Origin of the sequence: Pseudarthrobacter sp. 1C304 (genome assembly GCF_052245515.1) — a bacterium.
GTDB lineage: Bacteria > Actinomycetota > Actinomycetes > Actinomycetales > Micrococcaceae > Arthrobacter.
In genome coordinates, this window is sequence record NZ_JBQQCH010000001.1 from 140,751 (window position 1) to 165,642 (window position 24,892).

Genomic DNA, 24,892 nt, shown 5'->3' on the forward strand with positions numbered 1-24,892 from the left:
CCTCACGCATTCACAGCGGCGCCGAGGCTCCCGGAACCGGGCACGCCCGCAGCGGACACGGCCGAGGCACGCACACACAGCACATCCGGCAGGTGGGAGGCCACCTCGCTGAAGTGTTCGCCCTCGTCGGCGCTGGAATAGACGGTGCCGCCGCGGGTGCCGAAGTAGACCCCGGCCGGGTCTGCCGCATCAACGCAGGCGGCATCCCGCAGCACGGAGTTGAATTCGGCCTCCGGCAGGCCGCGGTCCAGGCGCTTCCAGGTGGCCCCGGCGTCGTCGGTGCGGTGGACAGCCAGCTTTCCGTCCGGTGGGATCCTCTCCCCGTCTGCCTTCAGCGGGATGACCCAGGCGGTTCCGGCCCGGCGGGGATGGGTCAGCATGACGAAGCCGAAGTCCGCCGGCAGCCCGTCCGCGATCGATTCCCAGCTCTCGGCGCCGTCATCGCTGCGATAGACGCCGTGGTGGTTCTGTGCATACAGCCGCCCGTCCACGGCCGCATCGGCGGCGATCTTGTGCACGCACTGGCCGAATTCCGGGTTGGGATCGGGCATGAAGTAAGCGGAGATCCCGTTGTTGCGGGGCTCCCAGGAGGTGCCGCCGTCGAGCGAGCGGTAGACGCCGCCGGTGCTCATGGCGACGTGGACCTTCTCGCCCGTGGGGTCAATGACGATCGAGTGCGCGGCGGCCCCGCCGTACCCGGCACCCCAGTCGCCGCGGTGGGGGTGGTCCCACAGCCCGCGGTTGAGCTCAAAGTGTTCGCCGCCGTCGGTGGACTTCCAGACCGAGATCGGCTCGCAGCCGGCCCAGACCACGCCGGGGCGGGAGTCGGCGTCGGGATGGATCTGCCAGACGCGCTCCAGGGCGGCGTCGGCATCTTCGGGGAAACGGATGGCACCCTCTTCGGGTTCATTCCACGTTTCGCCCAGGTCATCGGAGTGAAAGACTGTGGGACCCCAGTGCTCGGAACGGACGCCGACCAGGATCCGCGTCCGGCCGTCACGGGTGTCGATGCCGATACTGGGGACTTCGCTCATCAGGAAATGTGGCCCCGAGAGGGACCATTCCTTGCGGTCCGGGCTCGTTGCGAGCCAGAGGCCTTTTTTGGTGCCGATTGCCAAGAGGTAACTCTCTGCGGTAGCCATGCCCCCCATGCAACCACCAGGGCTTTGGTGCCCGCAATGGTTTCAGTCGACGAATTCGGACTGCGTCTCGATGAAATCCCAGTCCGCGTCGGTCAGCACGCCGGACACGTTATCCGGGTGTGGCCCGCCGGCCTCGGCAATGCCCTGCAGCACGGGCAGCGGCAGTTCCGCGGCGCGGAGGTTTTCCCGCAGCCACTCCTTGCTCGCCAGATCCAGATCCAGCCACCACATGAAGATCTCCACGGCCGTCACCCTTTCGTCAGTTCTTCAACGGTAGGCCCCGGCCCGGAGGTCTTCAAGAGCTGCCGGCGCCGGCGGGAACTGATGCCCGGCCGGCCCGGGAAGAAAGCCCCTGTTCGCACCCCGGCACCGGGGCCACAATGGAGTATGTCCGACGAGACCACCCCCGGCCCGCAGCCCCTGGTGGTCGGCGTGCTCCCGGGGCAGAGCCCCGAGGTGTTGCAGACCGCCGGCGCCCTGGCCCAGAGCCTCGCCACCCGGCTGATCTGCGCCTACGTGGACGAGGCGAGCTACCTTGTGGAGTGGGACCCGGCGCGCTCGGCTCACCGGCTGTCCCTCCACCCGGACACAGACAATGCCGAAATCCGGGCCGTGACCCAGGAACTGCGGGACAGCATCGGGTCAGCCTGCGGTCCGCTGGGCATCGACTGGACGCTGCGGTCCCTGGCTGGAGACCCCGCCCGGGCGCTGGGCCGGCTCGCCGCCGAGACCGGTGCAGCGATGATCATCGTCGGCACGCCGGAGCCCGGCCTGGGGCACCGCATTTCCGCGGCACTCAACGGGTCGGTGGCGGCGTGGCTGAGCCACCACCAGGACCGGCCCATCCTCATTGTTCCGGTGGGCGGGGCGGCCCGGAAAATAAAGCGAAAGTAGTTATTCGGGGTGCTGGCGTTCCCCGTCTACTGCCAAGTAAGCTGGAATTCGTAGGCGCGAGGGATCGAAGGCCTACCCAAAGGCTGCTCCGGAGTGCGTATCCCCCAATAACGCACTCCGGAGCTTTTTTGTGTCCGACCCGGGTTGACGGATACCCCCAGAGGGTACTTGCGTGATACCCCCTCGGGGTATATGTTGGGCGTATGAACGAACCTGTTGCCCCGGTCCCCGACCTAGCCTCCGCCCCGGACACAGCCGACACCGAGCCGCACCAGCAGCACGGTTACTCCGCCAACAAGGCGGCCTACCTCCTGCGGCTCAAGCGCATCGAGGGCCAGGTGCGCGGCATCGCCCGGATGGTGGATGAGGACAAGTACTGCATCGACATCCTCACCCAGGTCGCCGCCGTAACCAAGGCCCTCCACGCCGTCAGCCTCGGCCTGGTGGAGGAGCACATCGGCCACTGCGTCGTCGGTGCCGCGTCGGAACCGGACGCGGAGCTGCGGGCCGAAGCCATCGACCTGAAAGTCAAGGAGGCCACCGATGCCATCGGGCGCCTGCTGCGGTAGCGGCACCACCACCCATCACACCATCGGACTGCCGGACCGGCAGTCCACGAACAAGGAGCACGCCATGAGCCACGTTTCCACCACCGTCAACGTTTCCGGCATGACCTGCGGCCACTGCGTGTCCTCTGTCAGCGAGGAGCTCGAAGCCCTCGCCGGCGTGGAGGCGGTCGACGTCGACCTTAACTCCGGCGGGGTTTCGACCGTCACCATCACATCCACCGGGGCCCTGTCCACCGCCGAGATCGGCGAGGCCGTTGCCGAAGCGGGGTACCTGGTGGTGGCCAACGAGGCCTGACCCCGCGCCGGGGCACCCGGCACCAGAGAGCAAGGCACCACAGAACAAGGCACCACAGAGCATGGCACCACAGAGCACAGCATCCGGACAGACGAGGAACACCGTGAGTAGAGAGCAACTGCTGGACCAGCCCGGAAGCCGGGTGATTGAACTCGATATCGAGGGCATGACCTGCGCGTCCTGCGTCGGCCGCGTCGAGCGCAAGCTTGGAAAGCTCGACGGTGTCAGCGCGTCCGTCAACCTGCCCCTGGAATCGGCCCGGGTAACGGTGCCCTCCGCCATCACCGACGCGCAGATCACCGAGACTGTCGCGGCGGCCGGCTACAAGGCCACCGTCCGCGCCCCGGCTGCACGCACCGCCGACCATCCGGCGGCCGGGCTCCGGCCGCGACTCATCGTGGCTGCGGCCCTGACGGTGCCGGTATTCCTGGTGTCGATGTTCCCGGCCCTCCAGTTCCCCCATTGGGGCTGGGTGGTGGGGTTCCTTGCCCTGCCCGTGGTCACCTGGGCTGCATGGCCATTCCACCGGGCCGCCCTGGTCAACGCCCGGCACTTCGGATCCACCATGGACACGCTGGTGTCCATCGGCGTGACCGCCGCCTACGCGTTCTCGGCCTGGCAGCTCATTGCGGACCCGTGGATGACGGATCCCGCGCAGCGTATGAGTGATATGAGCGGGATGGAGGAGATGGCCTCCGGCGGCCTCTACTTCGAAGTCGCCGCCGTGGTGACCACTTTCCTGCTGCTGGGCCGGTACCTGGAGGCCCGCGCCAAGCAGAAAGCGGGGGACGCCCTTAAGGCCCTGCTAAGCCTGGGGGCCAAAGACGCCACTGTCCTCCGGGACGGCCGTGAGGAGCAGCTGCCGGCGGACCAGCTGGCAGTCGGCGACGTGATCGTGGTCCGCCCGGGCGAGAAGATCGCAACCGACGGCGTCGTCATCGACGGCTCCTCCGCCGTCGACGCCTCCCTCGTGACGGGTGAATCCGTCCCGGTGGAAGTCGGCCCGGACAGCCTGGTCACCGGGGCCACCATCAACACCTCGGGCCGGCTGCTGGTCCGGGCCACCCGCGTCGGCGCCGAAACGACCTTGGCCCAGATGGGCCGGCTGGTCTCCCAGGCGCAGACCGGAAAGGCACCCATCGCCCGGCTCGCGGACCGGATCAGCGCCGTGTTTGTGCCGGTGGTCCTTGCCATCGCCGTGCTCACCTTTGCCGGCTGGCTGCTGGTGGCCGCCCCGGCTATCAGCGACACTGAGCTCCGGGCCGCCTTTACCGCTGCCGTGGCCGTGCTGGTCATCGCCTGCCCCTGCGCCCTGGGCCTGGCCACCCCGGTGGGGCTGCTGACGGGAACCGGCCGCGGTGCGCAGCTGGGCATCCTGATCAAGGGCCCGCAGGTCCTTGAGGACACCCGGACGGTGGACACCATCCTGCTGGACAAAACGGGCACCGTGACCACTGGCCACCTCGCGGTCGACGGCGCCGAGTCGTTCGGAACCGCCGGCCCGGCGGAGGTCCTGCGGCTGGCGGGGGCGGTGGAGGCCGCCTCTGAACACCCGATCGGACGCGCCGTGGCCGCCGCTGCCCTTGCGGCGGAGCACGGACAGGGGACACCCGGCGCCGGCGGGCTGCCCGCCGTCGAAGGCTTCCGCTCCGCGCCCGGCGGCGGGGTCCAGGGAACGGTCGAGGGCAGGCTCGTCACGGCCGGCCGCACAGGGTGGCTGGAGGAGAGCGGCATTACGCCCACGGCGGCGCAACGGGAGGTCTTCGGCAACGCCGAAGCTGCCGGCGCCACCGCGATCTGGCTCGCCGTGGACGGTGAGCCTGCCGGGATTATCAGCCTGCGGGACACCGTTAAACCGGGCTCGGCCGACGCGATCGCCAAGCTCCGCAGCCTCGGCCTCCGGCCGATTCTCCTGACCGGGGACAACGCCGCCGTGGCCGCACAGGTGGCGGCCGCCGTCGGCATCGCCGCGGACGATGTGTTCGCCGGGGTCCTGCCCGAGGGCAAGGTCGAGGCGGTGCGGACGCTCCAGGCCGGCGGCGCCACCGTGGCCATGGCCGGTGACGGCGTCAACGATGCGGCCGCGCTGGCGCAGGCGGACCTTGGCATTGCCATGGGCTCCGGCACTGACGTGGCGATCGAGGCGGCCGACCTGACGGTCATGGGCAGCGACCTCGGGCAGGTGGCCCAGGCGATCGAGCTGTCCCGAAGGACCCTGGCCACCATCAAGACGAACCTTTTCTGGGCGTTCTTCTACAACGCCGTGGGGATCCCGGTGGCGGCACTGGGGCTGCTCAACCCCATGATCGCGGGTGCGGCCATGGCCGCCAGTTCCGTGCTGGTAGTGGCGAATTCGCTGCGGCTGCGGCGCTTCGGACGGTAGGCAGCTGCGGCGGTGCCTGCAACGGACGACTGCTCAGGGCGTGCCGTAGCGGACGGCCGCCCTGGCCCTCGCCTTCGCAGCCTCCTCCGCACGGTCCTTGGCCGGGGCGTGCGTCACCAGGGCGTCGAGCAGGTGCTGGGTGGCATGGGCAATCTCATGCACGGCACGGTTGAACGCTTCCTCGTTGGCCTTGGACGGTTTGGTGCTGCCGCTGATCTTCCGCACGTACTGCAGCGCGGCGGCTTCCACCTCGGCGTCGGTGGCGTGGGGTTCAAAATTGTGGAGGGTCCGGATGTTTCGGCACATGCCTCCATGCTAGGCGCCCGGGCGTCCCGGATCGAGAGTCCCCCTGCCCTGCGCGGGATGGGGAGGGGTGCCCATCGACACCGTTCCGGGGCCCGGGATAGCTTGGGGGCACTGGATCTTCCGGAGCAGCCGGGATCCGAGAGGGGCGCCGGCCGGATCCGCGTCCGCTTCTAACACTTGAGGAGATTTTCGAATGGCTATTTGGGGTGCAGACATTGCTCAGCTTAAGACTCTTGGGACGAAGCTGCAGGCCGGTTCGTCCGAGATCGACAAGCAGAAGTCGCTGCTGACCAAGGTGCTGGAAGGCACCGACTGGAAGGGCCCGGACGCCGACAAGTTCCGCAGCGAGTGGAACGGGCAGCACGTGGCGGCCCTCGCGAAGGTCTCCCAGGCTCTGCAGGAGGCGGGCAAGCAGGCCAGCCGCAACGCCACCGAGCAGGAAAGCGCCTCACGCTAGGCAGGAACCCGCAGACCCACGCCGGCCCGGACGCAGCAGCGTCCGAGCCGGCTCTGCGTCAGCACTGGCTTACGGAACGGGCTCGACGTCGTTCGCGTGGTCGAGTGCTGGCGGCAGGGCCGCGCCGGACGGTGCCCGCAGCTCGTCCAGCCGGACCAGGAGGACGCCGCCGACAATCAGCAGCCCGCCCACGAGCTGGATGGGCCCCGGCAGTTCACCGAGCAAGAGCCACGCCCAGATGACGGCGAAGAGCACTTCGGTCAACGAGATGAAGGATGCCACTTTGGACCCAAGAGCCCGGGCCGCCACGATACCGGAGACGTAGGCCAGCACGGTGGCCAGCACCACGAGACCACCCAGGGCCACCCACCAGGGGGTGACCCACGGTCCCAGGCGGGTGTCGGCGGCGCTGAAGGCCATGGGCAGCAGGCCCGTTGCCGCGGCGCTCCACATGGTGGCCGCACCGACCATGAGCCCGCCGGAGGCAAGCACGATCGGCGGGAGGCTGTCGTTCTCCTTCGCCGTGATGAAGAAGTAGATGGCGAGGCAGACCGCGGCCGCGAGGCCCCACAGCACGCCGACGACGTCGATCTTGACGGCGCCCGTGAGGTCCAGGACCAGGACCAGCCCGCCCAGGGACAGCAGGGTTCCGGCAATCGTCAGGACCCGCGGGCGCCTGCGGCTGGCGGCCCAGAGCCACAGCACAATGATCACGGGTGCGAGGTATTCCAGCAGCAGGGCAACCCCGACCGACAGCCTGGCCACCGCGTTGAAGTAGAACAGCTGGCAGGCGGCCACGCCGATCAGGCCAAACAGCAGGACTGTGAGCCAGTTGCTCCGGAGCTGGTGCCAGCGGCCGCGGAGCGCCACGATGCCCGGAATGGCCAGGATCAGCGCCGCACCGGTGAGCCGGGCGGTGACGGCCGCACCGGGGGTCCACCCGGTTTCCAGGAGCGCTTTGGCGAAGGACCCGGAGAGCCCGAAGACGGCAGAGGAAAACAGTGCGACCCCCAGGCCCGATGCCATAAAGGCTGATCCCGCGGCGGGGCCGCCGGCACCGGCCGGTCCGGGGGCAGGCCTGCCCGGCACTGTGGTGGCCGGTGCTTCGGCGGTGCGGCGTGCGGCAGACACGGGCTGCCTCCTGTCAGGAGTAAAGTGGGGTTATGCTCATGACAGTACGCCACGGCGACGTAAGGAGTCAAGATGGTTTTTGCCCCTGACACAGAGGTGGCCCTGCGGTCTGTGGTCAACCTGGTCAACTCCGCGGCCAACGGGGACGAGCAGCTCGCGACCACCGAGGACCTGGACCGGTTTCTGGAGGCCGAGGGGTTCACGGGCTCGCGGACCCGGGACGCGGCCGAGCTGGCCAGCGTGCACCGGCTCCGCGGGGAGCTCGCAACCCTCTGGCTCGCGGACGAATCCGCCGCGGTGGACACCGTCAACCGGCTGCTGCGGGAAGCCCGGGCGCTCCCCCAGCTTGTCAAACACGATCAGTGGGACTGGCATCTGCACGCCACCACACCGGAAGCACCGCTTGCGGACCGGATGAGCACCGAGGCGGCGATGGCCCTGGTTGACGTCATCCGCAGCAAGGAAATGGACCGGATGCTGGTGTGCGCCGCCGAGGACTGCGACGCTGTGGTCCTGGACCTCAGCCGGAACCGTTCCAAGCGCTACTGCGATACCGGCAACTGCGCGAACCGCGCCCACGTGGCGGCCTACCGGGCCCGCAAAGCGGCGTCCTGACCCCGCCTGCGGAGGCCTGCCGCACTGCTTTTTTAGCGGATCGCTAGCGGAGGTCCTCGCCGGGAGTGCCGCCGGCCCCGCGGTCCTGAGCATCGGTTTCGGGGCTGGAAGCTCCCTGATGGCCGCCGTGGCCGGGGTTCCGGGAGCTCAGGTTCACGCCGGAGCCTTTGCCGAGGTGTTCGGCGTTGGGCTTGTGGCCCATCGAAAGCATCGCGAGCACCACCAGGATCACGATGAACGCGATTCCCGCGGCAATGAAGGCCAGATCGAAGCGGGGCACTTTGGCGGAGCCGCCGGAGGCAAAGATCAGCGTGGCGAAGAAGGCCACCACTGCCCAGAAAGCGGAGAACATAAGCGGTCCCTTGACCGAGGTCCGCAGGTTGCGCGGTTCTCCGGATTTCTGCTGTGCCAAGGTGGTTTCCTCCTGCAGCCGACGCCGCCCGGCGTGGCAGTTGTGATGCCGCAATCGTTCTACGCGTGGTAGAACCTGTCGGTACTAGTTTACGGCCTCCGGGGAATCGGCCCGTGCATCATGCCGCAGGGTCAGCCCGGCAAGCGCCCAGAGCACCCCGGTGATGATCGCGCCTCCGCCGGCCACCCCGAGGAGGGCGTGCGGGCCGAGGTCGATAAAGAAGGGCAGCAGGCCGGCCGTGCCCAGCGCGACGGCGCCGGACGCCATCCAGTCGCGGGCGAGCACCGACCGGCCCCGGTGGGTGATGCCGAGGTACAGCTCCGCGGCGCCAGCGAGGCCAAGGCCCAGGGCCACAAGCACACCGAAGACCAGGCTGCTGGGAAGGAAGGCCACCGCAGCGCCGGTGCCGGTCAGCACGGCGCCGGCGGCGGAGAGGATCTTGCTGGGGCGGGAACCGACAACCAGGCCGGTCCTGTTCACGCTCCAGAGCAGCACGACGCCGGTGGCCAGCAGGTACAGGCCGCCGGCCCAGGCCATGCCGGCCTGCGAGGGCGAGGCCCAGAACACGGTCAGGGCTCCGAATCCGAGTGCGACGGCCGCGCGGACAAGCACAGGTTTCCAGAGGTCCGCTGCGGCCGGCAGGGATGCGGGGTCGGCGGGGGCTGCGGGGAGAGTCACCCGATCAGTTTAGTGCGTCACTGCGGGCCGAGAACCATCCACCGGTCCGTCCGGGCGCGGAGGCCCAGCGTGACCGCCCGGGCGGCCATGTAGCCCAGCGAGAACGCCGCCCACAGCCAGAGCAGCCCCGCGGCGCCGGTGGCCGCGGACGCCGCGACGGCCAGCAGGAGCGGGATATAAACCACCAGGTTGGCCACCCCGGCTATCGCCAGGTACCGCGCATCGCCCGCGCCGATCAGCACCCCATCCAGGACAAACACGTAACCGGCCAGCGGCTGGCCTGCAGCAAGGACCCACAGCGCCAGCGTGAGCGCAGCCTGCACGTCGCCGTCGGACGTGAAGAGCAGCCCGGCCCACGGCGCAACAACGGCCAGCAGCGCGCCCGTCAGCACGCCAAAGCCGACACCCCACCGGACCATGGTCCCTGTGAGCTCCCGCACGGCCCTCGGGCGGGACGCGCCAAGCTCCTTCCCGATCAGCGCCTGCGCGGCAATGGCGAGGGCATCAAGGGCGAATGCCAGGAAGGTGAAGATTGTCATTGCGAGCTGGTGGGCCGCCAGATTGACCGGCCCTTGGGCTGTGACCACCAGAACGGTGGCGAGAATTGCAATGCGCAGGCTGAGCGTCCGCAGCATAAGCCAGGAGCCCACTCCGCCCAGTGCGCGGATGCCGTGCCAATCCGGCAGCATGGACACGCCGTGGTTGCGGGCGTTGCGCTGGACCATCACCACGTAAACCAGCGCCATGGCCCACTGGGCGATGCTGGTGCCGATCGCCGAGCCCGCGACGGACCACTGCAGCCCGTAGACCAGGAAGAGGTTGAGCACCACGTTGAGGGTGAAGCCGGCGGCGGCCACGACGAGCGGGGTCCGCGTGTCCTGCAGGCCGCGCAGCACCCCCGTGCCGGCGAAAATGAGGAGCATCGCGACAAGCCCGGGCATGGACCAGCGTAGATACTCCACGGCGAAGGTCCGCACCTCGCCGGTGGCGCCCATCAGGTCCACGAGGGGACCGGCGGCGAAGAATCCGGCGGCGGCCAGGACCGTGCCGAGCAGCAGCGCCAGCCAGACGCCGTCGCGCCCGGCCGCAAGGCCCTTGGCCAGCTGGCCGTTGCCGACGGCCCGCGCCACGGCCGGGGTGGTGGAGTAGGCGAGGAACACCATCAGCCCCACCACCGTGTGCAGCACGGCGGACGCCAGTCCGACGCCGGCCAGCTGGGCCACCCCCAGGTGCCCCACGATGGCCGCGTCCGCGAGGAGGAACAGCGGTTCGGCGATCAGCGCACCGAAGGCCGGCACCGCGAGGCGGAGGATTTCATGCCGCCGGCCGGTGGTTGCCGGGAGGGCTGCGGGAGTCGGGGCGGAGGCGGGCACGGCACCACCCTAACGCCACCGGCCGCGTCGCACAGCCTCGCATTAGTTGACTTTTCAACCATCCGGCAGAACACTTGTAGTTGAATCTTCAAGTAAATTCCCGGCAGGCTGCACCTGCCGCCCCCCGAAAGGCATGACCATGAACCAGTCCACCCTCACCACAACGGCCCGCACCATCCTGCGCGTCGTCACCGGATTCCTCTTCGCCGCCCACGGCTGGCAGAAATTCAATGAGTTCACCATCGCGGGAACCCAGGCCGCCTTCACGCAGATGGGGGTTCCGGCCGCCAACATCGCCGCCCCGGTGATCGCCACCCTGGAACTGGTCGGCGGCGTCGCCCTGATCCTCGGTGTCCTCACCCGCGCGTTCGCCGCCCTCCTCGTGCTGAACATGCTCGGCGCCCTGTTCCTCGTCCATGCCCCGGCTGGAATATTTGCCGCCACGGGTGGCTATGAACTGGTTCTGCTCCTGGCTGCCGCGGCTGCGGCCGTGGCCCTCGTAGGCGCCGGCAGGGTCTCGGTGGACAAGGCCCTCTTCGGCCGCAGCGGCAGCAGGCTCCACGCGCTGGCCTAAGGGCCAGGCCGGGACCTGGCCGCGGCAGGTCAGTAAACTCATCGCATGAGTGAGAAAGCCGCCAATTCCGTGACCCTGCGCTTCCTGGCCGCCCCCACCGACGTCGGGCACAGCGGGTCGGTCGACGCCGGAACCGTGCTCGAATGGGTGGACAAAGCCGCCTACGCCGCCGCGGTGGGCTGGGCCAAGTCCTACTGCGTGACGGCATATGTGGGCAATATCCACTTCGCGGATCCGGTCAACAGCGGGGACATGGTGGAAGTGGAGGCGACCATCGTCTACACCGGCCGGTCCTCCATGCACATCCGCACCGTGGTGTCCTCCGGCGATCCGAAGGGCGGCCCTGCCACGATGCGCAGCCAGTGCATGGTGATCTTCGTGGCCGTGGGCGAGGACGGGAAACCCGTTCCGGTGGCGCAGTTTGAGCCGGAAACGCCGGAGGAAATCGAACAGCGCGACCACGCGCTGGCGCGGATCAAGGTCCGCGAGGACATCGTCCAGGCGATGAGCGGACAGGAGTACACCGCGGCCGGGACGGCCGAGAACGTGGTCCTGCGCTTTTTGGCGGCCCCCACGGACGTCAACTGGGGCGGCAAGGTGCACGGCGGCATCGTCATGAAGTGGATCGACGAGGCGGCCTACGTCTGCGCCTCCCGGTACTGCGGGATGGACACGGTGGCCGTCTTTTCCGGCGGCGTGCGCTTCTACCGGCCGCTGCTGATCGGCCAGGTGGTGGAAGTGGAAGCCCGGCTGGTCTACACCGGGACCAAAGGCATGCACATCGCGGTCCATGTCCGCTCCGGGGATCCCAAGGGGCGCGAGCTGGAGCTCACCACCTACTGCCTGACCGTGATGGTGGCACGCGACGAGCACGGCACGTCCGTCCCGGTCCCGCAGTGGGTACCGGTCTCGGACGAGGACAAGCGGCTGCACGCCCATGCCCGCGAGCTGCTGGAGATCCGGGGCCGGGCCCCGGGTAACCGGCTGCCCAACCACCTGCTGCGGCCGGCGGAAACCGGCCGGGACAGCTAAAAGCCGCCGCCCCCTGCATCGGCTGCCATGTTGGCGAACCGCGAGTAGTGGCCTTGGAAGGCGACCACAATGTCCTTGGTGGGGCCGTTGCGGTGCTTGGCGATGAGGATGTCCGCCTCGCCGGCACGCGGGGACTCCTTGTCGTAGACGTCCTCGCGGTGCAGGAGGATGACCATGTCGGCGTCCTGCTCGATGGAGCCGGATTCACGCAGGTCCGAGACCATGGGGCGCTTGTCCTGGCGCTGCTCGGAACCGCGGTTCAGCTGTGACAGGGCGATGACCGGGACCTGCAGTTCCTTGGCGAGGAGCTTCAGGGCGCGGGAGAACTCGGAGACTTCCTGCTGCCGGGACTCCACCTTTTTGCCCGAGCTCATCAGCTGGAGGTAGTCCAGGATGACGAGCTTGAGATCGTGCTGCTGCTTCAGGCGGCGGCACTTGGCCCTGATTTCCATCAGGGACATGTTGGGGCTGTCGTCGATGAAGAGCGGAGCCTCATTCATCCGGCCCATCGTGGTGGCGATCTTGGACCATTGCTCGTCCTTGATGGTGCCCTTGCGCAGGTCCTGCAGGCCGATGGTTGCCTCCGCTGACAGCAGGCGCATGGCGATCTCGTTCCGGCCCATTTCGAGCGAGAACATGACGGTGGCGAGGTTGTTCTTGATGGCCGCGGAGCGGGCGAAGTCCAGCGCGAACGTGGACTTGCCGACGGCGGGCCGCGCCGCGATGACGATCATCTGGCCGGGGTGGAGTCCGTGGGTGAGCTCGTCGAGTTCGTAGAAGCCCGTCGGAACGCCTGTCATCCCCTCTTCGCGGTGTCCGGACGCTTCGATTTCGTCCACGGTGGATTCCATCACGTCCTTGAGGACCACATAGTCCTCGGCGGTGCGGCGCTCCGCCACGGCATAGATTTCGGCCTGCGCCTGGTTAACCAGGTCCTCGACCTCGCCGTCCTGGCCGTAGCCCAGCTGGACGATTTTGGTGCCGGCATTGACGAGGCGGCGCAGGACCGCTCGTTCCGCCACGATCTCGGCGTAGTAGCCGGCGTTCGCGGCGGTGGGGACGGTCTGGATGAGCTCGTGCAGGTAGGCAGGGCCACCGATCCGGTTGACCTCGCCCCGCTTGGTCAGTTCATCCGAGACGGTGACGGCGTCCGCGGGCTCGCCGCGTCCGTAGAGGTCGATGATGGCCTCGTAGATCGTCTCGTGGGCCGGCCGGTAGAAGTCGACACCGCGCAGGATTTCGACGACATCCGCGATGGCGTCCTTCGACAGCATCATGCCGCCCAGCACCGACTGCTCGGCGGGAATGTCCTGTGGCGGCTTGCGGCTGCCTTCGGCTCCCCGGGTCCCCTCGACTGAGTCCAGATGCGTTACTGACAAAACTGCCGTCCTCCGTTGTGTGCCGCGGCCGTGTCCGTGCGCCGGCGGCGCGGTGTGCCGTGGGCGTAAGTGCCCGGTGCCGTCGTCCCCCGCGGGATGCCCGGCTGGCTCATTCCTATCAGCCGGCTCCGACACTTTGGCTGGCTCGCGGAAGGGCCGGTTGTCCACAGCCCGGCGCCCGTGCTGTGCGCCCGCACTTGAGTGGGATCCGCGCGCAGCCGGGACCCGCATTCTGTGTCCAGGGTTCGATCTCCAGCAACGGTATCGCCCGATCCGGCAGGCACCAACCCGGCCGGCCGCCGGGCCTGTGGATAACCTGTGCACTACGGTCCACTGCTTGTGCACAGCCTGTGGGAACAGCTGTGGATAGAAAAAATGTTCAGTCCATAACAGGCCTCTGAACTGGGGAAACACTGTATTTACCGTGTGGACACAAAAGAATTTTCGCCGCGGCTCATCCACAGCCCACCGGGGCGGCTGGGGATACCCGGCGGCCCATGAGGCCATACATCCGCAGAAATATGCACATTAAGTGATGGTCCCCACAGAAGTGCCCGGGACGGCGGCTGCGCCGCGCCCGGCGCCATGCCAGGTACGGAATGTGCTGTGGATAACTGCGATCTGGCATAAGCTCTTTATATGGGCGATGTACTGCTGGTCATACTGCCTGCCCTCATTCTCGCAGCGGTCCTGTGGGCGGTTGTCACGGCCCTCAAGCCGCGCGACTTCGGCATGTCCGAGGCGGAGCGATACCAGCACGAACTGGCCGCCCGTTCGCAGGCCCACTACGCCGCACAGGTACAGGCCGCAACGGCCGCCCGTGCGCGCGTGGACGCCGTCACGCGGCCCAGCCAGAATGAACAGCAGCAGCGCCAGCAGGCAGACCACGCCCGCAGGCACCCCAATTAGATCTTTTGACCGCCAAGAATTTTGTAGATCGGCTGTAGTTTCATGGAATCCCTGCTTGTCCCCCTCCTGATCCTGGCGCTCGTCGGCGTCGGCGTGCTGCTTACCGCCCGGGCCCTTGGCCGCCGGAAGGACCATGCCCGGCCGGAGGCCACGCCCCAGCCCGCACTGGACCCCATCGAGCTGGCCCGCTCCTCCGCAGCCAAGCTCACCGAGGAGCAGCACCGCCGCCTGTACGCGCTGATCGCCCAAGGGCAGGCAATGGCTGCCGTGAAGGTCTACTTCGAGGCCACCGGCGACGGCCTGCGGGCCTCCCACGACGCCGTACGGGCCCTGGCCGCCCATCCGCAGCCGTTCCGGCCCGAGGCACCCGTCCAGGCGCCTGCCGAGGACGAGGACGACGCTCCGCAGCGTTTCGCCTACCGCTACCGCGCCATTGCCAGCAAGGGAGATGTGACCCGCGAAGTGAGCAGCAACATGCTCAACGATGAGATTTACGGCAGGATCCGCACCCTGGCCAGGAGCGGCGATACCGAGGCGGCGGCGCAGGCACTCACCCGCCACTCGGACATCTCGCTCAAGCAGGCCCGCGAGTTCATCGCCCTGCTGGAGGACTGACCTCGGGCCGGGCGTTCGGACGTGGAACAGCCCGCCGCCGCGGAATCACTGACCGCCCGAAATTCCTGCCAGCAGCTGTTCGAACGGCAGTGATTCAGCGGCGCCCGGCTTCGGCCGGGGCTGTGGGCCCTGCAGCAGTCCCGCAAACTCCCCCGCCGCCCGGTCGATCCGGGTGGAGAGCGCCGCACCGCCGCCGTCGTTGTTCCCCCAGTCCTGGGGGCCGGCAAAGACGGCCGTGCCGGCGATGCGGGTGCGCAGGTACGTGAACAGGGGCCGCATGGCGTAGTCCAGGACCAGCTGGTGCCGGTCCGTCCCCGCGGTGGCGCCGAGCAGGACGGCCTTGCCCTCAAGGGACTTGGGGTCCAGGACGTCGATGAAGGACTTGAAAAGTCCACTGTAGGAAGCACTGAAGACGGGGCTGACCGCGATAATGCCGTCCGAGTCCTCGACGCCGGAAATCACAGCGGCCAGCTTGGGAGCCGGGTAGCCGGTTACGAAGTTGTTAGCGATGTCCACCGCCAGGTCCCGCAGTTCAATGACCTCGATGTCCGCGCCATACCCCGCGGCCGCGAGTTGGCGTTCCGCCGCAGCGGCCAGCTGGTCGGCCAGCAGGCGGCTCGACGACGGGACGCCGAGTCCGGCGGAGAGAACAGTGATGCGTCGGGTTTCCACGGAATGCTCCTGGGGTGAAGTGGGACAGATTCAGTATATGCGTTTGCATCTATCCATAGAAGGCGGGTTCACCCCCGTTTATTCCCTCCCTCAGAGCAGCACAAAGCCTTCGATGCAGCTCACGGCGCTGCCGCCGACCCAGATGTCGTCCGCCGCCGCTTGGATGTGGACCCGTCCGGCCCGGCCCAGCACCGTTCCCTGCGCCGCTACATAGGACTCCGGAGCCCGGCCGCTGCGGATCAGCCACTGGGCTGCGCCGGCGTTGAGACTGCCCGTTACCGGGTCTTCCGCCGCGGCATCGCCGGGGATGAACGTGCGCACCTCGAAGTCCGCTTCGGAACCGGCCGGATGCGGACCGATCACACCGACTTTGAGGCCGGCCATGGCGGCATAGTCGGGCCTGATGGACAGGACCAGTTCGGCGGACGCCAGGAGAACACCGATCCACTCGGGGCCGTTGACAAGCCAGGAAGCGTCCAGCAGCGCCTCCCGCGGCAGGCCCAGGCCGGCGGCGATGCGGGCGAGGACTTCGCCGGCCACCGGTCCGGAGCGTGTCAGCGGCGGGGCCGCGAAAGCCAGCCGGCCGCCGTCGTGCTTGACCCGGACAAGCCCCGCCCCGCACTCCTGGACCAGCATGCCGTCCTGACGGGGGACGCCGCCCGCCTCGAGCCAGGCATGCGCCGCGCCGAGCGTTGGGTGGCCGGCAAAGGGGAACTCCTCGCTGCCGGTGAAGATCCTGACCCGGTAGTCGGCCCCGGGCTCCGTGGGCGGCAGCAGGAACGCGGTCTCGGACAGGTTGGTCCAGTTGGCGAACTGCTGCATGACGGCAGGCGAGAGCCCCTCGGCGTCGACGACGACGGCCAGCGGATTGCCGCGGTAAGGTTCGGCGGAAAAGACGTCCACCTGCCCGAAGGGCCGTAAACGGGGGTCAGCTGGCGTAGTCGGAGTCACCGGAGCAGGCTACCACCGCGGCGGTTCCGGCTGACAACGGGTGGCGGGGTCTGCGAGACTGCCCCCATGGCAGCGAAGACGACCGACAACAAGACTGTGGCCACGGGAGCCTCCGTGGAGGAGTTCCTGGCCGCCGTCGAGCATCCTGTGCGCAGGGAAGACGGCCGCCGGCTGCTGGAACTGATGTCCGGAATCACGGGCCAGCCCGCGCAGATGTGGGGTCCGACAATCGTCGGCTTCGGACGCTACCACTACAGGTATGAGTCCGGACGCGAGGGCGACGCTGCCGCCGTCGGATTCTCGCCGCGGAAAGCCAGCCTGTCCCTTTACGGGCTGACCTACGGCCCCGAGGCGGCGGAACTTCTCGGCAGGCTGGGGAAGCACAGGACCGGTGCAGGATGCCTGTACATCAACAAGCTGGAGGACGTCGATCAGGCGGTGCTGGCGGAGCTGGTCCGGTCGGGCTACCGGCATGTGACCACGGTGCTGCACCACGGCTGAACCCTCCACAGGCAGGGACACCTGGTTTAAGCAGAAGGCCCCCGCGTCCGGTTCCTCGGGAGGAATCCGGGCACGGGGGCCTTTCAGCAGTTCAGGACCGCAGAGCTGGTGAAGGCTACTGCACGGCGCCCTGCGCTACGTAACGCTACTTGCTGGCGACGACGTCGAGTTCGATCACAGCGGAAACGTCGTCGTGCAGACGGACGTTTGCCTGGTAGGAACCGGTCGACTTGATGTGAGCCGGCAGTTCAACCTTGCGCTTGTCGATGCGGCCGAGGCCGGCAGCCTCAACAGCGTCAGCCACGTCGGCCTGCTTGACGGTGCCGAACAGGCGTCCGGTCTCGCCAGCCTTGACAACGAGCTTGACCGGCTTGGCCTGCAGTGCAGCAGCCTGCTTCTGAGCATCTTCCAGGGAAGCGTGCTCGCGGGCAGCGCGGGCAGCCTTGATGGACTCAACCTGCTTCTCGCCACCCTTGGACCAGGTCAGGGCGAAGTTGCGGGGCAGCAGGTAGTTACGTGCGTAACCGTCCTTGACCTCGACAACGTCGCCAGCAGCACCGAGACCGGTTACTTCGTGGGTCAGAATGAGCTTTGCCATGTTAGTTAATCCCTTCCTTAGCCGCGGCCAGCGCCGGAGTAAGGCAGCAGAGCAACTTCGCGGGCGTTCTTGATTGCCTGTGCGATCTTGCGCTGTTCCTGCACCGTGACGCCGGTAACGCGACGGGCGCGGATCTTTCCGCGGTCGGAGATGAACTTGCGCAGCAATGCTACGTCCTTGTAGTCGATGACAGTGATGTCAGCGGCCTTCAAGGGGTTGGACTTTGGTTTGGGCTTACGGAGTTCAGCCTTAGCCATCGTGGAGCTCCTATTCGATGGAGCCCGTGGACATTGATCCACGGGATGGTGGTGATCCGACGGCGCTGCGTGCCAGTCCGCCTTGCGGCGTTCCGGCGTTTACGCCGTCGAACCTTAGATGTTGTTTAGAAGGGAGGTTCGGAATCGGGGCCGTTGCCCCAGCCACCGCCTGCATTGCTGACACCGGGCGTGGCCCAGGGGTCATCCTGCTGCGCGGGCTGGTTGCCGCCCCAGTTCCCACCCGAGTTGCCGCCCTGGTTTCCACCAGAACCGCCACCGAAGCCGCCGCCGTTGCCGCCGCCGAAGCCACCCTGGGCGCCGCTTCCGGCACCCCCACCGCCGGAGCGCTGGGTGCGGTTGACCTTGGCGTTGGCGTAGCGCAGGCTGGGGCCGATTTCATCGACCTCAAGCTCGATAACGGTGCGCTTCTCGCCTTCTTTGGTTTCGTAGGAACGGCTCTTCAACCGGCCGGAAACGATCACACGCATGCCCTTGGTCAGGGATTCGGCGACGTTCTCGGCGGCTTCACGCCAGACCGACGCGCGGAGGAACAGGGTTTCCCCGTCCTTCCACTCATTGGACTGGCGGTCGAAGGTGCGGGGAGTGGACGCGATGGTGAAATTCGCTACTGCCGAACCGGACGGTGTGAACCTCAGTTCGGGGTCATTGGTGAGATTACCGATGACCGTAATAGTGGTTTCGCCTGCCATCTACTGCCTCCTTGTTCGTTCCTGCGGGGGTGAAGAGTGAAAATCGGGAGCTGAATTACTCAGCAACGACCTTCTGCTCTTCGGGGCGGGTGATCTTGGTGCGCATGATGGTCTCATTGAGGCTCAGCTGGCGATCAAGTTCCTTGGCGGTAGCCGGCTCAGCGGTGAAGTTCACCACGGCGTAGATACCTTCAGACTTCTTCTGGATTTCGTAAGCCAGGCGACGACGGCCCCAGATGTCAACCTTTTCGATGGTTCCACCATCGGTCGTGATGACGTTCAGGAACTTCTGAAGCGTTGGCTCAACGGTACGCTCTTCGACCTCGGGGTCGATGATTACCATCAATTCGTAAGGACGCATATGTGAACCCACCTCCTTTGGGCTAAGCGGTTACGGCATTTCCGTAACAGGAGGTTCATTTGCGGTGCCATGTGCCCGCAGGCCCCCAGGATCGGGGGCAGGACGCAGCACAGACTTCAATAGCTTAGTGCATCGGTACCGGATTCCACGATTCCACGCCTGCCCAGCGTACGCACGCCCCGGAGCGGGACGGAAGCCCAACGGGGCGCCATGTGGACAACCCTGGCCGGCCACCGGTGGCTGACCGGCCGTTCGCCGTGCCTGTGGGAACCCGGGTGAGCCAGTCACCCTTCCCCGTGTCCGGACGGAAACCGAGTACGGGGACGTTGACTACTCGACTTCGGGCCGCGGCCTACTCGACTATTCCTGCGGCCTAGTCCCCCGGCTGTGCCCCGGCTATATTTGCAAAAAGCTACAGCCATCCGGCCGGAGGCCCTCCGCCGGCCAGCGTGACCGCGCTTCGATTCTGGGCTGGCAATTGGCCTGCAGCAGTGAAATGTCAGCGGGAAACGAACATTCCCGGGAAACATCGCAAACCCTCCTGAATGGTCTTTTGGGGAAGAATAGGGGCGCATATGGCGGCCAGCGGCAACCGGAAAAGCGGCGCCTCGAATGCATTCGCGTGGGGGCTGCTGAACACCGTGATTTCCCGGCTCGGGACCCTCGGCATCGGAATTGTCCTCGCCCGCCTGTTGGGACCCGAATCCTTCGGCACTTTTGCCGTCGCCATGGTGGCCCTGATGGCGGTGCTGAGCTTTAACGAACTCGGCGTCTCCCTTGCCATCGTCCGGTGGCCCGGGGATCCGGCCAAAATCACGCCGACCGTCAATACCATTTCCGTCGCCGGCAGCACGCTCTTTTGCGCTGCCGCGATCGCCGCAGCACCCGCGTTTACGTCGGCCATGGGAGACCCCGGCGCCACCGACGTCGTACGGGTCCTGATACTGAGCGTCTTCATCAACGGGGTGGTTGCCTCGCCGGCGGCCCTGCTGCAGCGGGACTTCAGGGAGAAGGAACGGCTCGGCATCGACCAGGCGAATGTCTGGATTGGTGCCGTCCTGTCGGTGGCCCTGGTCCTCGCCGGCATGGGCGCCATGGCGCTGGCGGTCGGCCGCCTGGCGGGCAGCCTGGTCTCCGGGGCGATGTTCCTGGCCGCTTCCCCGCTGCCGTACCGTTTTGGCCTGGACCGTACGCAACTGGGGCCCCTCCTGCGCTTCGGGCTCCCGCTGGCAGGGACCAGCATCATCTTCTTCGCCGTCGGCTACGCCGACCAGCTCACGGCCGGAGCCGTCCTGGGATCCACGGTCCTGGCCTTCTACGTCATGGCTTTCAACCTCTCGAACTGGCCCGTGAGCATTCTTGCCCAACCTCTCCGCAGGGTGGCGCCCGCCGCGCTCTCCTCGTTGCAGGGGGACCGGGAAAAGATGAACTCGGCCATGGGGTCGATCGTCGCAGTGCTGGCGGCGGCGACACTCCCGGTCATCCTCTTCCTGGCCGGGGCCGCAGTCCCGTTGGTGGGTTTTGTTTACGGTAAGGCCTGGGTGGCGGCCGCGGCGGCCCTTTCCTGGCTGGTCATTGCGGCGATGTGCAAGGTCTTTTGCGATCTCTCCTACGACTACCTGGTGGTCCTCGGCCGGTCCGGGACGGTCTTCGCCATCCAGGCCGGCAGCCTGCTGGTGCTGGTTCCCGCGCTCGTCGCAGGAGCTTCCTGGGGAGGGCTGGAAGGGCTCGCCGCCGCACAGGCCGCCGTCACGGGATGTGTGGTTCTTCCGCTGTATCTCTGGAAACTGAGACGCCACGGTCTGGCCCTCCGGGGCATCGCCAAGGGACTCATCCTGCCCGTGGCGGCGGGGCTGGCAACGGGTGCGGCGGCACGCGTCCTGGCCCTCGCGGTGCCCAACCATTTCGTGGCACTTTGCGCTGCAGGAACTGTGGCGGCGCTGGCGACAACCGGCCTCCTGTACCTGCAGCGGGACAAGGTCCGGGAGCTCCGGTCCATCGGGAAGCAGCCCACTGTGGAGGCGACAGTATGAGAGTTCTGGTTTATCCGCATGATCTGGGAATCGGTGGCAGCCAGCTCAACGCCATTGAGCTGGCCGCCGCCGTGCAGCGGCTGGGTCATGAGGTCATCGTCTACGGACGGCCGGGGGCGCTGAACGCGCGCATCGACGAGCTGGGACTGGAGTTCATACCGTCTCCGGAACCGCACCGCCGGCCGACCCCGTCAATCGTGAAATCGCTGGTCCGGCTGGCCCGGGAGCGAAGGCTCGACATCCTGCACGGCTATGAATGGCCCCCGGCGCTGGAAAGCCTCCTGGCCTCCCGGCGGTCGCCGGGGACCGCAGCCGTGGCGACGGTCATGTCAATGTCGGTGGCCCCCTTCATTCCCAAGTCGATGCCGCTTCTGGTGGGCACCCGGGAGATCCTGGCGGCTGAACAGAAATTCGGCCGCAGCCTGACCGGGCTCCTCGAGCCGCCGGTGGACCTGGACGCCAACAACCCGTCGCGGAACACCGACAGCCAGACTTTCCGCGAGTCGTGGGGGCTGGATCCGGACGCCTACACCGTGGTTCTGGTGTCCCGGCTGGCGAAAGAGCTCAAGCTCGAGGGCATCCTGGCCGCGATGGACTGCGTGGAACTGCTTCCGGCGGGGCTCCGGGTGCAGCTCGTCATTGCCGGCGACGGACCCGCCCGGCAGCAGGTGGAAGCCCGTGCCCGGACGGTCAATGCCGCCAGCGGCCGGCGGGCCATCGTGCTCACCGGCGAGCTTAGTGATCCCCGGCCGGCCTACGCAGTGGCGGATGTTGCCCTTGGGATGGGCGGGTCGGCGCTGCGGGCGCTGGCCTTTGCGAAACCGCTGATCGTGCAGGGCGAACAGGGCTTCTGGGAGCTTCTCACACCGGACACCCTGCCGCTTTTCCTCGACCAGGGCTGGTACGGCGTCGGGTCCGGGACCCACGACGGCGCCGCACGGCTGGCGCACGTGCTGCGCGGCCTCCTTCCTGACGGGTCCCGCCGCAAGACGCTCGGCAGTTTCGGGCTGTCCACGGTCCAGGAGCGGTTCTCACTGGAGCGGGCGGCCCTTGCCGTGGAGGACTTCTACTCGCAGGCCGCAGCAACCGCCGGGGACGCCAGCATCGGGCAGGACGCGCGGGCTTTCGCCAGGTTCGCCGAATATCAGCTCACCACGCGGCTGCGCCGGGTCCTGGGCCCCGCTCCCGCCGACGATTTCAATTCCCGCCCCGTGGCGGGCGCGGGCCGGCGGGTCAGGCCCGGTAGTGCCACGGCCCACGGCAGCCCATCCGCGGAGCCTTGACCCGCTGCAGGATGGCGGGCACCATAGCAAGTCAGTAAGGGTCTCACCCTCTGCGAAGTTACGGGATGACTATGAAGCAACGCGTAGTAATCACAACCGGAGCAAAGGGCCTGGGCGTCCTCGGCGTGTCAGCCCTTCTAGCGTTCGGAACCGCGGCCGACGGCGGTCTCACCGGTTCCGGCGGCACCGGAACCCCGGCCCAGGTCACGGAAGCCATCTCCCTCCGGGACGTTGATGGCGGCCCCGGTTACTTCAACCGAATTCCCAACTCCCTGCCGTCCGATCCCTCCTATTTCCCGATCGGCGTCTGGAAAGAAAGCCTGACCGACCCGGCCGACGCTCCGAAGGACAGGGCGGTTCTCCTCAACACGTACGTGGAGCTGACCGGTGACTCGGACGTGGCGTTTGCCACCGAAGTGGGATCGTACGCCCTGACCGAGGAACCGCTGCCCGGTGCAGTGGGCAGGGTGCTCTCCGACGAAGTGGACATGTGGGCCCGCGGGGGCGACGCGGAGTGGACCGGGTCCTGGCCCGGTGTGGGCGAGATCTGCAGGCCGGTGGACCAGGGCTGTGGTTTTACGGTCCAGCGCGAGCTGCTGAAGACGATCCCGCCGGAGGCCCTCGTCTACAGCAACTACGGTAAAGGCGTGACGTTCTGGGAAGGCGAAGCCAATGCCACCACATTCGTCAACGACTTTCAGCACGTTGTCTCTGCCGACAATTACTGGTTCACGGACCCCTACATCTGCGGGCCGAGCGAGGGCGGCGCCGTGCTCGGCGGCGGGCAGGAGCTGGCGCCCGAAAAGTGCAGGCTCGCAGCCAACTACGGCTGGACGGTCAGCAAGGTAAGGTCCCTCATCAAGCCTGGTGTGAGTAAGCCCGTGTGGGCGTTTGTGGAGGTCGGGCACCCGTTCACCCAGGACCATGCGCCCACGATCAGCGGCCCGCAGATCCGTGCCGCCGTGTGGAGCAGCCTGATCCACGGGGCCCGGGGAATTGTCTACTTCAATCACAGCTTCGGGGGCACCTGCCAGACGCAGCACATCCTGCGGGACGCCTGCGGGAATGAGGTCCGGCCTTGGGTGACGGCGGTCAACCGGCAGATCACCGGACTCGCACCGGTCCTCAACGCGCCCTTCCTGGACGGCGCCCTGGCCCACGGCCTGGGCATTGACACGGCCGTGAAGGTGCACGGCGACGATCTGTACGTGTTCGCCGGCTCGGCGCAGGCGGGTCCCCAAACCGCAGAGCTGACCCTGGCCTGTCTTTCGGGCGCGTCCGTTCCCGCAGCCGTCCTGGATGAGAACCGCACGGTGACCATCAGCAACGGCGTCTTCAGGGACACCTTCGACGACGGCAACGCCGTCCACCTGTACAAGATCAGCGGGGCTGCCCGCACCTGTGCGCCCTAGCGCGGGCGCGGCGGGTTTCCCGCGCGGCTACGAAGCGGTGCCGAAGAACAGGGCGGTCACCGTCGCGAGCCGGTAGGGGTCCTCGACGCCACAGAGCTCACGGGCTGAGTGCATCGAGAGCAGGGGAACGCCGACGTCGACCGTCCGGATGCCGAGGCGGGTGGCGGTCAGCGGCCCGATCGTGGAGCCGCAGGGCATCACATTGTTGGAGACGAACTCCTGGTACGGGATGCCGGCGTCGGTGCACAGGCGCGCCCACAGGGCGGCACCGGCGGCGTCCGTGGCGTACCGCTGGTTGGCGTTGATTTTCAGCAGCGGGCCGCCGTTCAGCACCGGCCGGTTGGCCGGATCGTGCCGTTCGGCGTAGTTGGGGTGGACCGCATGCCCGGCGTCGGCCGACACACAGAACGACGCCGCGAAAGCCTGCCGCCGCTGGCTTGCCGAGGCCCCCAGTCCGTCGGAAATCCGGACCAGCACGTCCTCGAGGACGGGCCCGCTGGCGCCGGACCGGGACGCGGAGCCGATCTCCTCGTGGTCGAACGCGGCCAGCACCGCAATGGGCCCGCCGGCCGGCAGCGCAGCGTCCGCGTGGTCAATCAGTGCCGTGAGCCCGGCGTGGGTGGCTGAGAGGTTATCCAGCCGGCCGGACGCAAAGAACTCGCCTTTCGCCCCGAACACGGCCGGGGCCTGGGTGTCCGCGATGACAACGTCGTAGCCGCCGATCTGGGCAGCATCCACGTCCGCGCCGGCGACCCTGTCCGCGAGCAGCCCCAGCAGGTCCTCGCCTGCCGGATCGCCCAGCCCGTAGACGGGGTTCATGTGCTGCTGCTTGTCGAGGGCCAGCCCCTCGTTCACAGCCCGGTCCAGGTGGATGGCCAGCTGCGGGAACCGCAGCAGCGGCCCCGTGGCGGTCAGGTGCTGGGTGCCGTCCCGCATCACCAGGCGACCCGCGAGCTGCAGTTCGCGGTCCAGCCAGGAGTTGAGCAGCGGGCCGCCGTAGACTTCGACGCCGGCCTGCAGCCAGCCGAATTTGCCGGTAGTGGGTTTGGGCTTGAGCTTGAACGACGGCGAATCGGTGTGGGCGCCCAGGATGTTGAACCCGGTGGTGGGGCCGGCTGCCTCCGGCGTCACCCAGGCGATGAGGGCGCCGTCGCGGATCACGTAGAACTTTCCGGCGCCGGCACCGTCCCAGGGCTGCAGCTCGTCGAGGGCCGTGAACCCTGCCTCATTCAGCCGGCGTGCGGCCTCGTGGACGGCGTGGAAGCTCGACGGCGACGCGGTGACGTACGCGCCGAGGTCCTGGATGTGGGCGGACGCGCGGGACTGTGAAGGCATGGCTCCGAGTCTAGC

General features: G+C 67.7%; 29 protein-coding genes. 14 read left to right on the top strand and 15 right to left on the bottom strand.

Going from position 1 to position 24,892, the window contains the following annotated elements; genetic code table 11:
- Positions 1-2: 2 nt before the first annotated feature.
- Together ACTWQD_RS00680 and ACTWQD_RS00685 are read right to left on the bottom strand one after the other, a co-directional pair.
- Entirely contained in the window at positions 3-1,151 is a 1,149-nt protein-coding gene (locus ACTWQD_RS00680) for a WD40/YVTN/BNR-like repeat-containing protein (protein WP_443194289.1), read from the bottom strand.
- Positions 1,152-1,184: 33 nt separating this feature from the next.
- Complete coding sequence (locus tag ACTWQD_RS00685) at positions 1,185-1,385, bottom strand: hypothetical protein (protein ID WP_443194290.1); 201 nt, start codon at positions 1,383-1,385, stop codon at positions 1,185-1,187.
- 144 nt (positions 1,386-1,529) lie between these two features.
- Between ACTWQD_RS00685 and ACTWQD_RS00690 the strand changes: the two genes are divergently transcribed.
- The 4 genes from ACTWQD_RS00690 (at position 1,530) to ACTWQD_RS00705 (ending at position 5,283) form a co-directional block, all read left to right on the top strand.
- A complete protein-coding gene (locus ACTWQD_RS00690) occupies positions 1,530-2,036 on the top strand; it encodes a universal stress protein (RefSeq protein WP_443194291.1) in 507 nt (168 codons plus the stop codon).
- A 203-nt stretch (positions 2,037-2,239) separates the two neighbouring features.
- A complete protein-coding gene (locus ACTWQD_RS00695; RefSeq protein WP_443194292.1) occupies positions 2,240-2,605 on the top strand; it encodes a metal-sensitive transcriptional regulator in 366 nt (121 codons plus the stop codon).
- 64 nt (positions 2,606-2,669) lie between these two features.
- Positions 2,670-2,900, top strand: coding sequence for a heavy-metal-associated domain-containing protein (locus ACTWQD_RS00700; protein ID WP_443194293.1), 231 nt, complete (start codon positions 2,670-2,672; stop codon positions 2,898-2,900).
- A 103-nt stretch (positions 2,901-3,003) separates the two neighbouring features.
- A complete protein-coding gene (locus ACTWQD_RS00705; RefSeq protein WP_443194294.1) occupies positions 3,004-5,283 on the top strand; it encodes a heavy metal translocating P-type ATPase in 2,280 nt (759 codons plus the stop codon).
- A gap of 33 nt (positions 5,284-5,316) precedes the next feature.
- Here the strand turns inward: ACTWQD_RS00705 and ACTWQD_RS00710 are convergent, their stop codons facing one another.
- Positions 5,317-5,589 (bottom strand): DUF2277 domain-containing protein, encoded by a 273-nt coding sequence (locus ACTWQD_RS00710; protein WP_443194295.1) that lies wholly within the window; start codon positions 5,587-5,589, stop codon positions 5,317-5,319.
- 193 nt (positions 5,590-5,782) lie between these two features.
- Here ACTWQD_RS00710 and ACTWQD_RS00715 point away from each other — a divergent pair, with 193 nt between their 5' ends.
- A complete protein-coding gene (locus ACTWQD_RS00715) occupies positions 5,783-6,046 on the top strand; it encodes a hypothetical protein (RefSeq protein WP_056432770.1) in 264 nt (87 codons plus the stop codon).
- 69 nt (positions 6,047-6,115) lie between these two features.
- On the opposite strand, the gene ACTWQD_RS00720 is transcribed toward ACTWQD_RS00715, so the two are convergent.
- A complete protein-coding gene (locus ACTWQD_RS00720; protein ID WP_443194895.1) occupies positions 6,116-7,072 on the bottom strand; it encodes an EamA family transporter in 957 nt (318 codons plus the stop codon).
- 177 nt (positions 7,073-7,249) lie between these two features.
- On the opposite strand from ACTWQD_RS00720, the gene ACTWQD_RS00725 reads away from it, so the two are divergent.
- A complete protein-coding gene (locus ACTWQD_RS00725) occupies positions 7,250-7,792 on the top strand; it encodes a CGNR zinc finger domain-containing protein (RefSeq protein ID WP_443194296.1) in 543 nt (180 codons plus the stop codon).
- Between the two features lie 43 nt (positions 7,793-7,835).
- On the opposite strand, the gene ACTWQD_RS00730 is transcribed toward ACTWQD_RS00725, so the two are convergent.
- From ACTWQD_RS00730 to ACTWQD_RS00740, 3 genes are all read right to left on the bottom strand, one after another.
- Positions 7,836-8,204 (bottom strand): hypothetical protein, encoded by a 369-nt coding sequence (locus ACTWQD_RS00730; RefSeq protein ID WP_443194297.1) that lies wholly within the window; start codon positions 8,202-8,204, stop codon positions 7,836-7,838.
- Positions 8,205-8,288: 84 nt separating this feature from the next.
- Positions 8,289-8,882 carry a hypothetical protein gene (locus tag ACTWQD_RS00735; RefSeq protein ID WP_443194298.1) on the bottom strand — a complete coding sequence of 198 codons (594 nt, stop codon included), beginning with the start codon at positions 8,880-8,882 and terminating at the stop codon, positions 8,289-8,291.
- A gap of 17 nt (positions 8,883-8,899) precedes the next feature.
- Positions 8,900-10,255, bottom strand: coding sequence for an MATE family efflux transporter (locus ACTWQD_RS00740; RefSeq protein ID WP_443194299.1), 1,356 nt, complete (start codon positions 10,253-10,255; stop codon positions 8,900-8,902).
- Positions 10,256-10,394: 139 nt separating this feature from the next.
- Here ACTWQD_RS00740 and ACTWQD_RS00745 point away from each other — a divergent pair, with 139 nt between their 5' ends.
- Together ACTWQD_RS00745 and ACTWQD_RS00750 are read left to right on the top strand one after the other, a co-directional pair.
- Positions 10,395-10,829, top strand: a complete 435-nt coding sequence (locus ACTWQD_RS00745) for a DoxX family protein (RefSeq protein WP_443194300.1) — start codon at positions 10,395-10,397, stop codon at positions 10,827-10,829.
- Between the two features lie 45 nt (positions 10,830-10,874).
- On the top strand, positions 10,875-11,861 hold the full coding sequence (locus ACTWQD_RS00750; protein ID WP_443194301.1) for an acyl-CoA thioesterase: 987 nt from the start codon (positions 10,875-10,877) through the stop codon (positions 11,859-11,861).
- Here ACTWQD_RS00750 and dnaB read toward each other — a convergent pair.
- The gene (gene dnaB, locus ACTWQD_RS00755) at positions 11,858-13,240 is read right to left on the bottom strand and encodes a replicative DNA helicase (RefSeq protein ID WP_066431900.1); all 1,383 of its coding nucleotides are present in this window, start codon (positions 13,238-13,240) and stop codon (positions 11,858-11,860) included. The two genes, ACTWQD_RS00750 and dnaB, sit on opposite strands and share 4 nt — an antisense overlap.
- A 639-nt stretch (positions 13,241-13,879) precedes the next feature.
- Here dnaB and ACTWQD_RS00760 point away from each other — a divergent pair.
- Both ACTWQD_RS00760 and ACTWQD_RS00765 read left to right on the top strand, forming a co-directional pair.
- Positions 13,880-14,149, top strand: a complete 270-nt coding sequence (locus tag ACTWQD_RS00760; RefSeq protein ID WP_443194302.1) for a hypothetical protein — start codon at positions 13,880-13,882, stop codon at positions 14,147-14,149.
- A gap of 42 nt (positions 14,150-14,191) precedes the next feature.
- Positions 14,192-14,764, top strand: coding sequence for a hypothetical protein (locus ACTWQD_RS00765; RefSeq protein WP_443194303.1), 573 nt, complete (start codon positions 14,192-14,194; stop codon positions 14,762-14,764).
- 45 nt (positions 14,765-14,809) lie between these two features.
- Here the strand turns inward: ACTWQD_RS00765 and ACTWQD_RS00770 are convergent, their stop codons facing one another.
- Together ACTWQD_RS00770 and ACTWQD_RS00775 are read right to left on the bottom strand one after the other, a co-directional pair.
- Positions 14,810-15,436, bottom strand: a complete 627-nt coding sequence (locus tag ACTWQD_RS00770; RefSeq protein WP_443194304.1) for an FMN reductase — start codon at positions 15,434-15,436, stop codon at positions 14,810-14,812.
- A gap of 90 nt (positions 15,437-15,526) precedes the next feature.
- Positions 15,527-16,387 (bottom strand): PhzF family phenazine biosynthesis protein, encoded by an 861-nt coding sequence (locus ACTWQD_RS00775; protein ID WP_443194305.1) that lies wholly within the window; start codon positions 16,385-16,387, stop codon positions 15,527-15,529.
- A gap of 66 nt (positions 16,388-16,453) precedes the next feature.
- On the opposite strand from ACTWQD_RS00775, the gene ACTWQD_RS00780 reads away from it, so the two are divergent.
- Positions 16,454-16,888 (top strand): DUF1801 domain-containing protein, encoded by a 435-nt coding sequence (locus ACTWQD_RS00780; RefSeq protein ID WP_443194306.1) that lies wholly within the window; start codon positions 16,454-16,456, stop codon positions 16,886-16,888.
- A gap of 145 nt (positions 16,889-17,033) precedes the next feature.
- On the opposite strand, the gene rplI is transcribed toward ACTWQD_RS00780, so the two are convergent.
- From rplI to rpsF, 4 genes are all read right to left on the bottom strand, one after another.
- Complete coding sequence (gene rplI / locus ACTWQD_RS00785; RefSeq protein WP_066431879.1) at positions 17,034-17,486, bottom strand: 50S ribosomal protein L9; 453 nt, start codon at positions 17,484-17,486, stop codon at positions 17,034-17,036.
- Between the two features lie 17 nt (positions 17,487-17,503).
- The gene (rpsR, locus tag ACTWQD_RS00790; RefSeq protein ID WP_003800144.1) at positions 17,504-17,743 is read right to left on the bottom strand and encodes a 30S ribosomal protein S18; all 240 of its coding nucleotides are present in this window, start codon (positions 17,741-17,743) and stop codon (positions 17,504-17,506) included.
- A gap of 125 nt (positions 17,744-17,868) precedes the next feature.
- Positions 17,869-18,453: a single-stranded DNA-binding protein gene (locus ACTWQD_RS00795; protein WP_443194307.1), complete on the bottom strand. Its 585-nt coding sequence runs from the start codon at positions 18,451-18,453 to the stop codon at positions 17,869-17,871.
- 55 nt (positions 18,454-18,508) lie between these two features.
- Positions 18,509-18,814: a 30S ribosomal protein S6 gene (gene rpsF / locus ACTWQD_RS00800; protein WP_056428835.1), complete on the bottom strand. Its 306-nt coding sequence runs from the start codon at positions 18,812-18,814 to the stop codon at positions 18,509-18,511.
- A 575-nt stretch (positions 18,815-19,389) separates the two neighbouring features.
- On the opposite strand from rpsF, the gene ACTWQD_RS00805 reads away from it, so the two are divergent.
- The 3 genes from ACTWQD_RS00805 to ACTWQD_RS00815 all read left to right on the top strand — a co-directional run bounded on the left by ACTWQD_RS00805 (position 19,390) and on the right by ACTWQD_RS00815 (position 23,542).
- Positions 19,390-20,847: an oligosaccharide flippase family protein gene (locus tag ACTWQD_RS00805; protein ID WP_443194308.1), complete on the top strand. Its 1,458-nt coding sequence runs from the start codon at positions 19,390-19,392 to the stop codon at positions 20,845-20,847.
- Positions 20,844-22,130, top strand: a complete 1,287-nt coding sequence (locus ACTWQD_RS00810; protein WP_443194309.1) for a glycosyltransferase family 4 protein — start codon at positions 20,844-20,846, stop codon at positions 22,128-22,130. Before ACTWQD_RS00805 ends, ACTWQD_RS00810 begins: the two co-directional genes overlap by 4 nt.
- 65 nt (positions 22,131-22,195) lie before the next feature.
- Positions 22,196-23,542 (top strand): hypothetical protein, encoded by a 1,347-nt coding sequence (locus tag ACTWQD_RS00815; protein WP_443194310.1) that lies wholly within the window; start codon positions 22,196-22,198, stop codon positions 23,540-23,542.
- A gap of 27 nt (positions 23,543-23,569) precedes the next feature.
- Here the strand turns inward: ACTWQD_RS00815 and ACTWQD_RS00820 are convergent, their stop codons facing one another.
- Positions 23,570-24,877: a M18 family aminopeptidase gene (locus tag ACTWQD_RS00820; RefSeq protein ID WP_443194311.1), complete on the bottom strand. Its 1,308-nt coding sequence runs from the start codon at positions 24,875-24,877 to the stop codon at positions 23,570-23,572.
- Positions 24,878-24,892 lie beyond the last annotated feature (15 nt).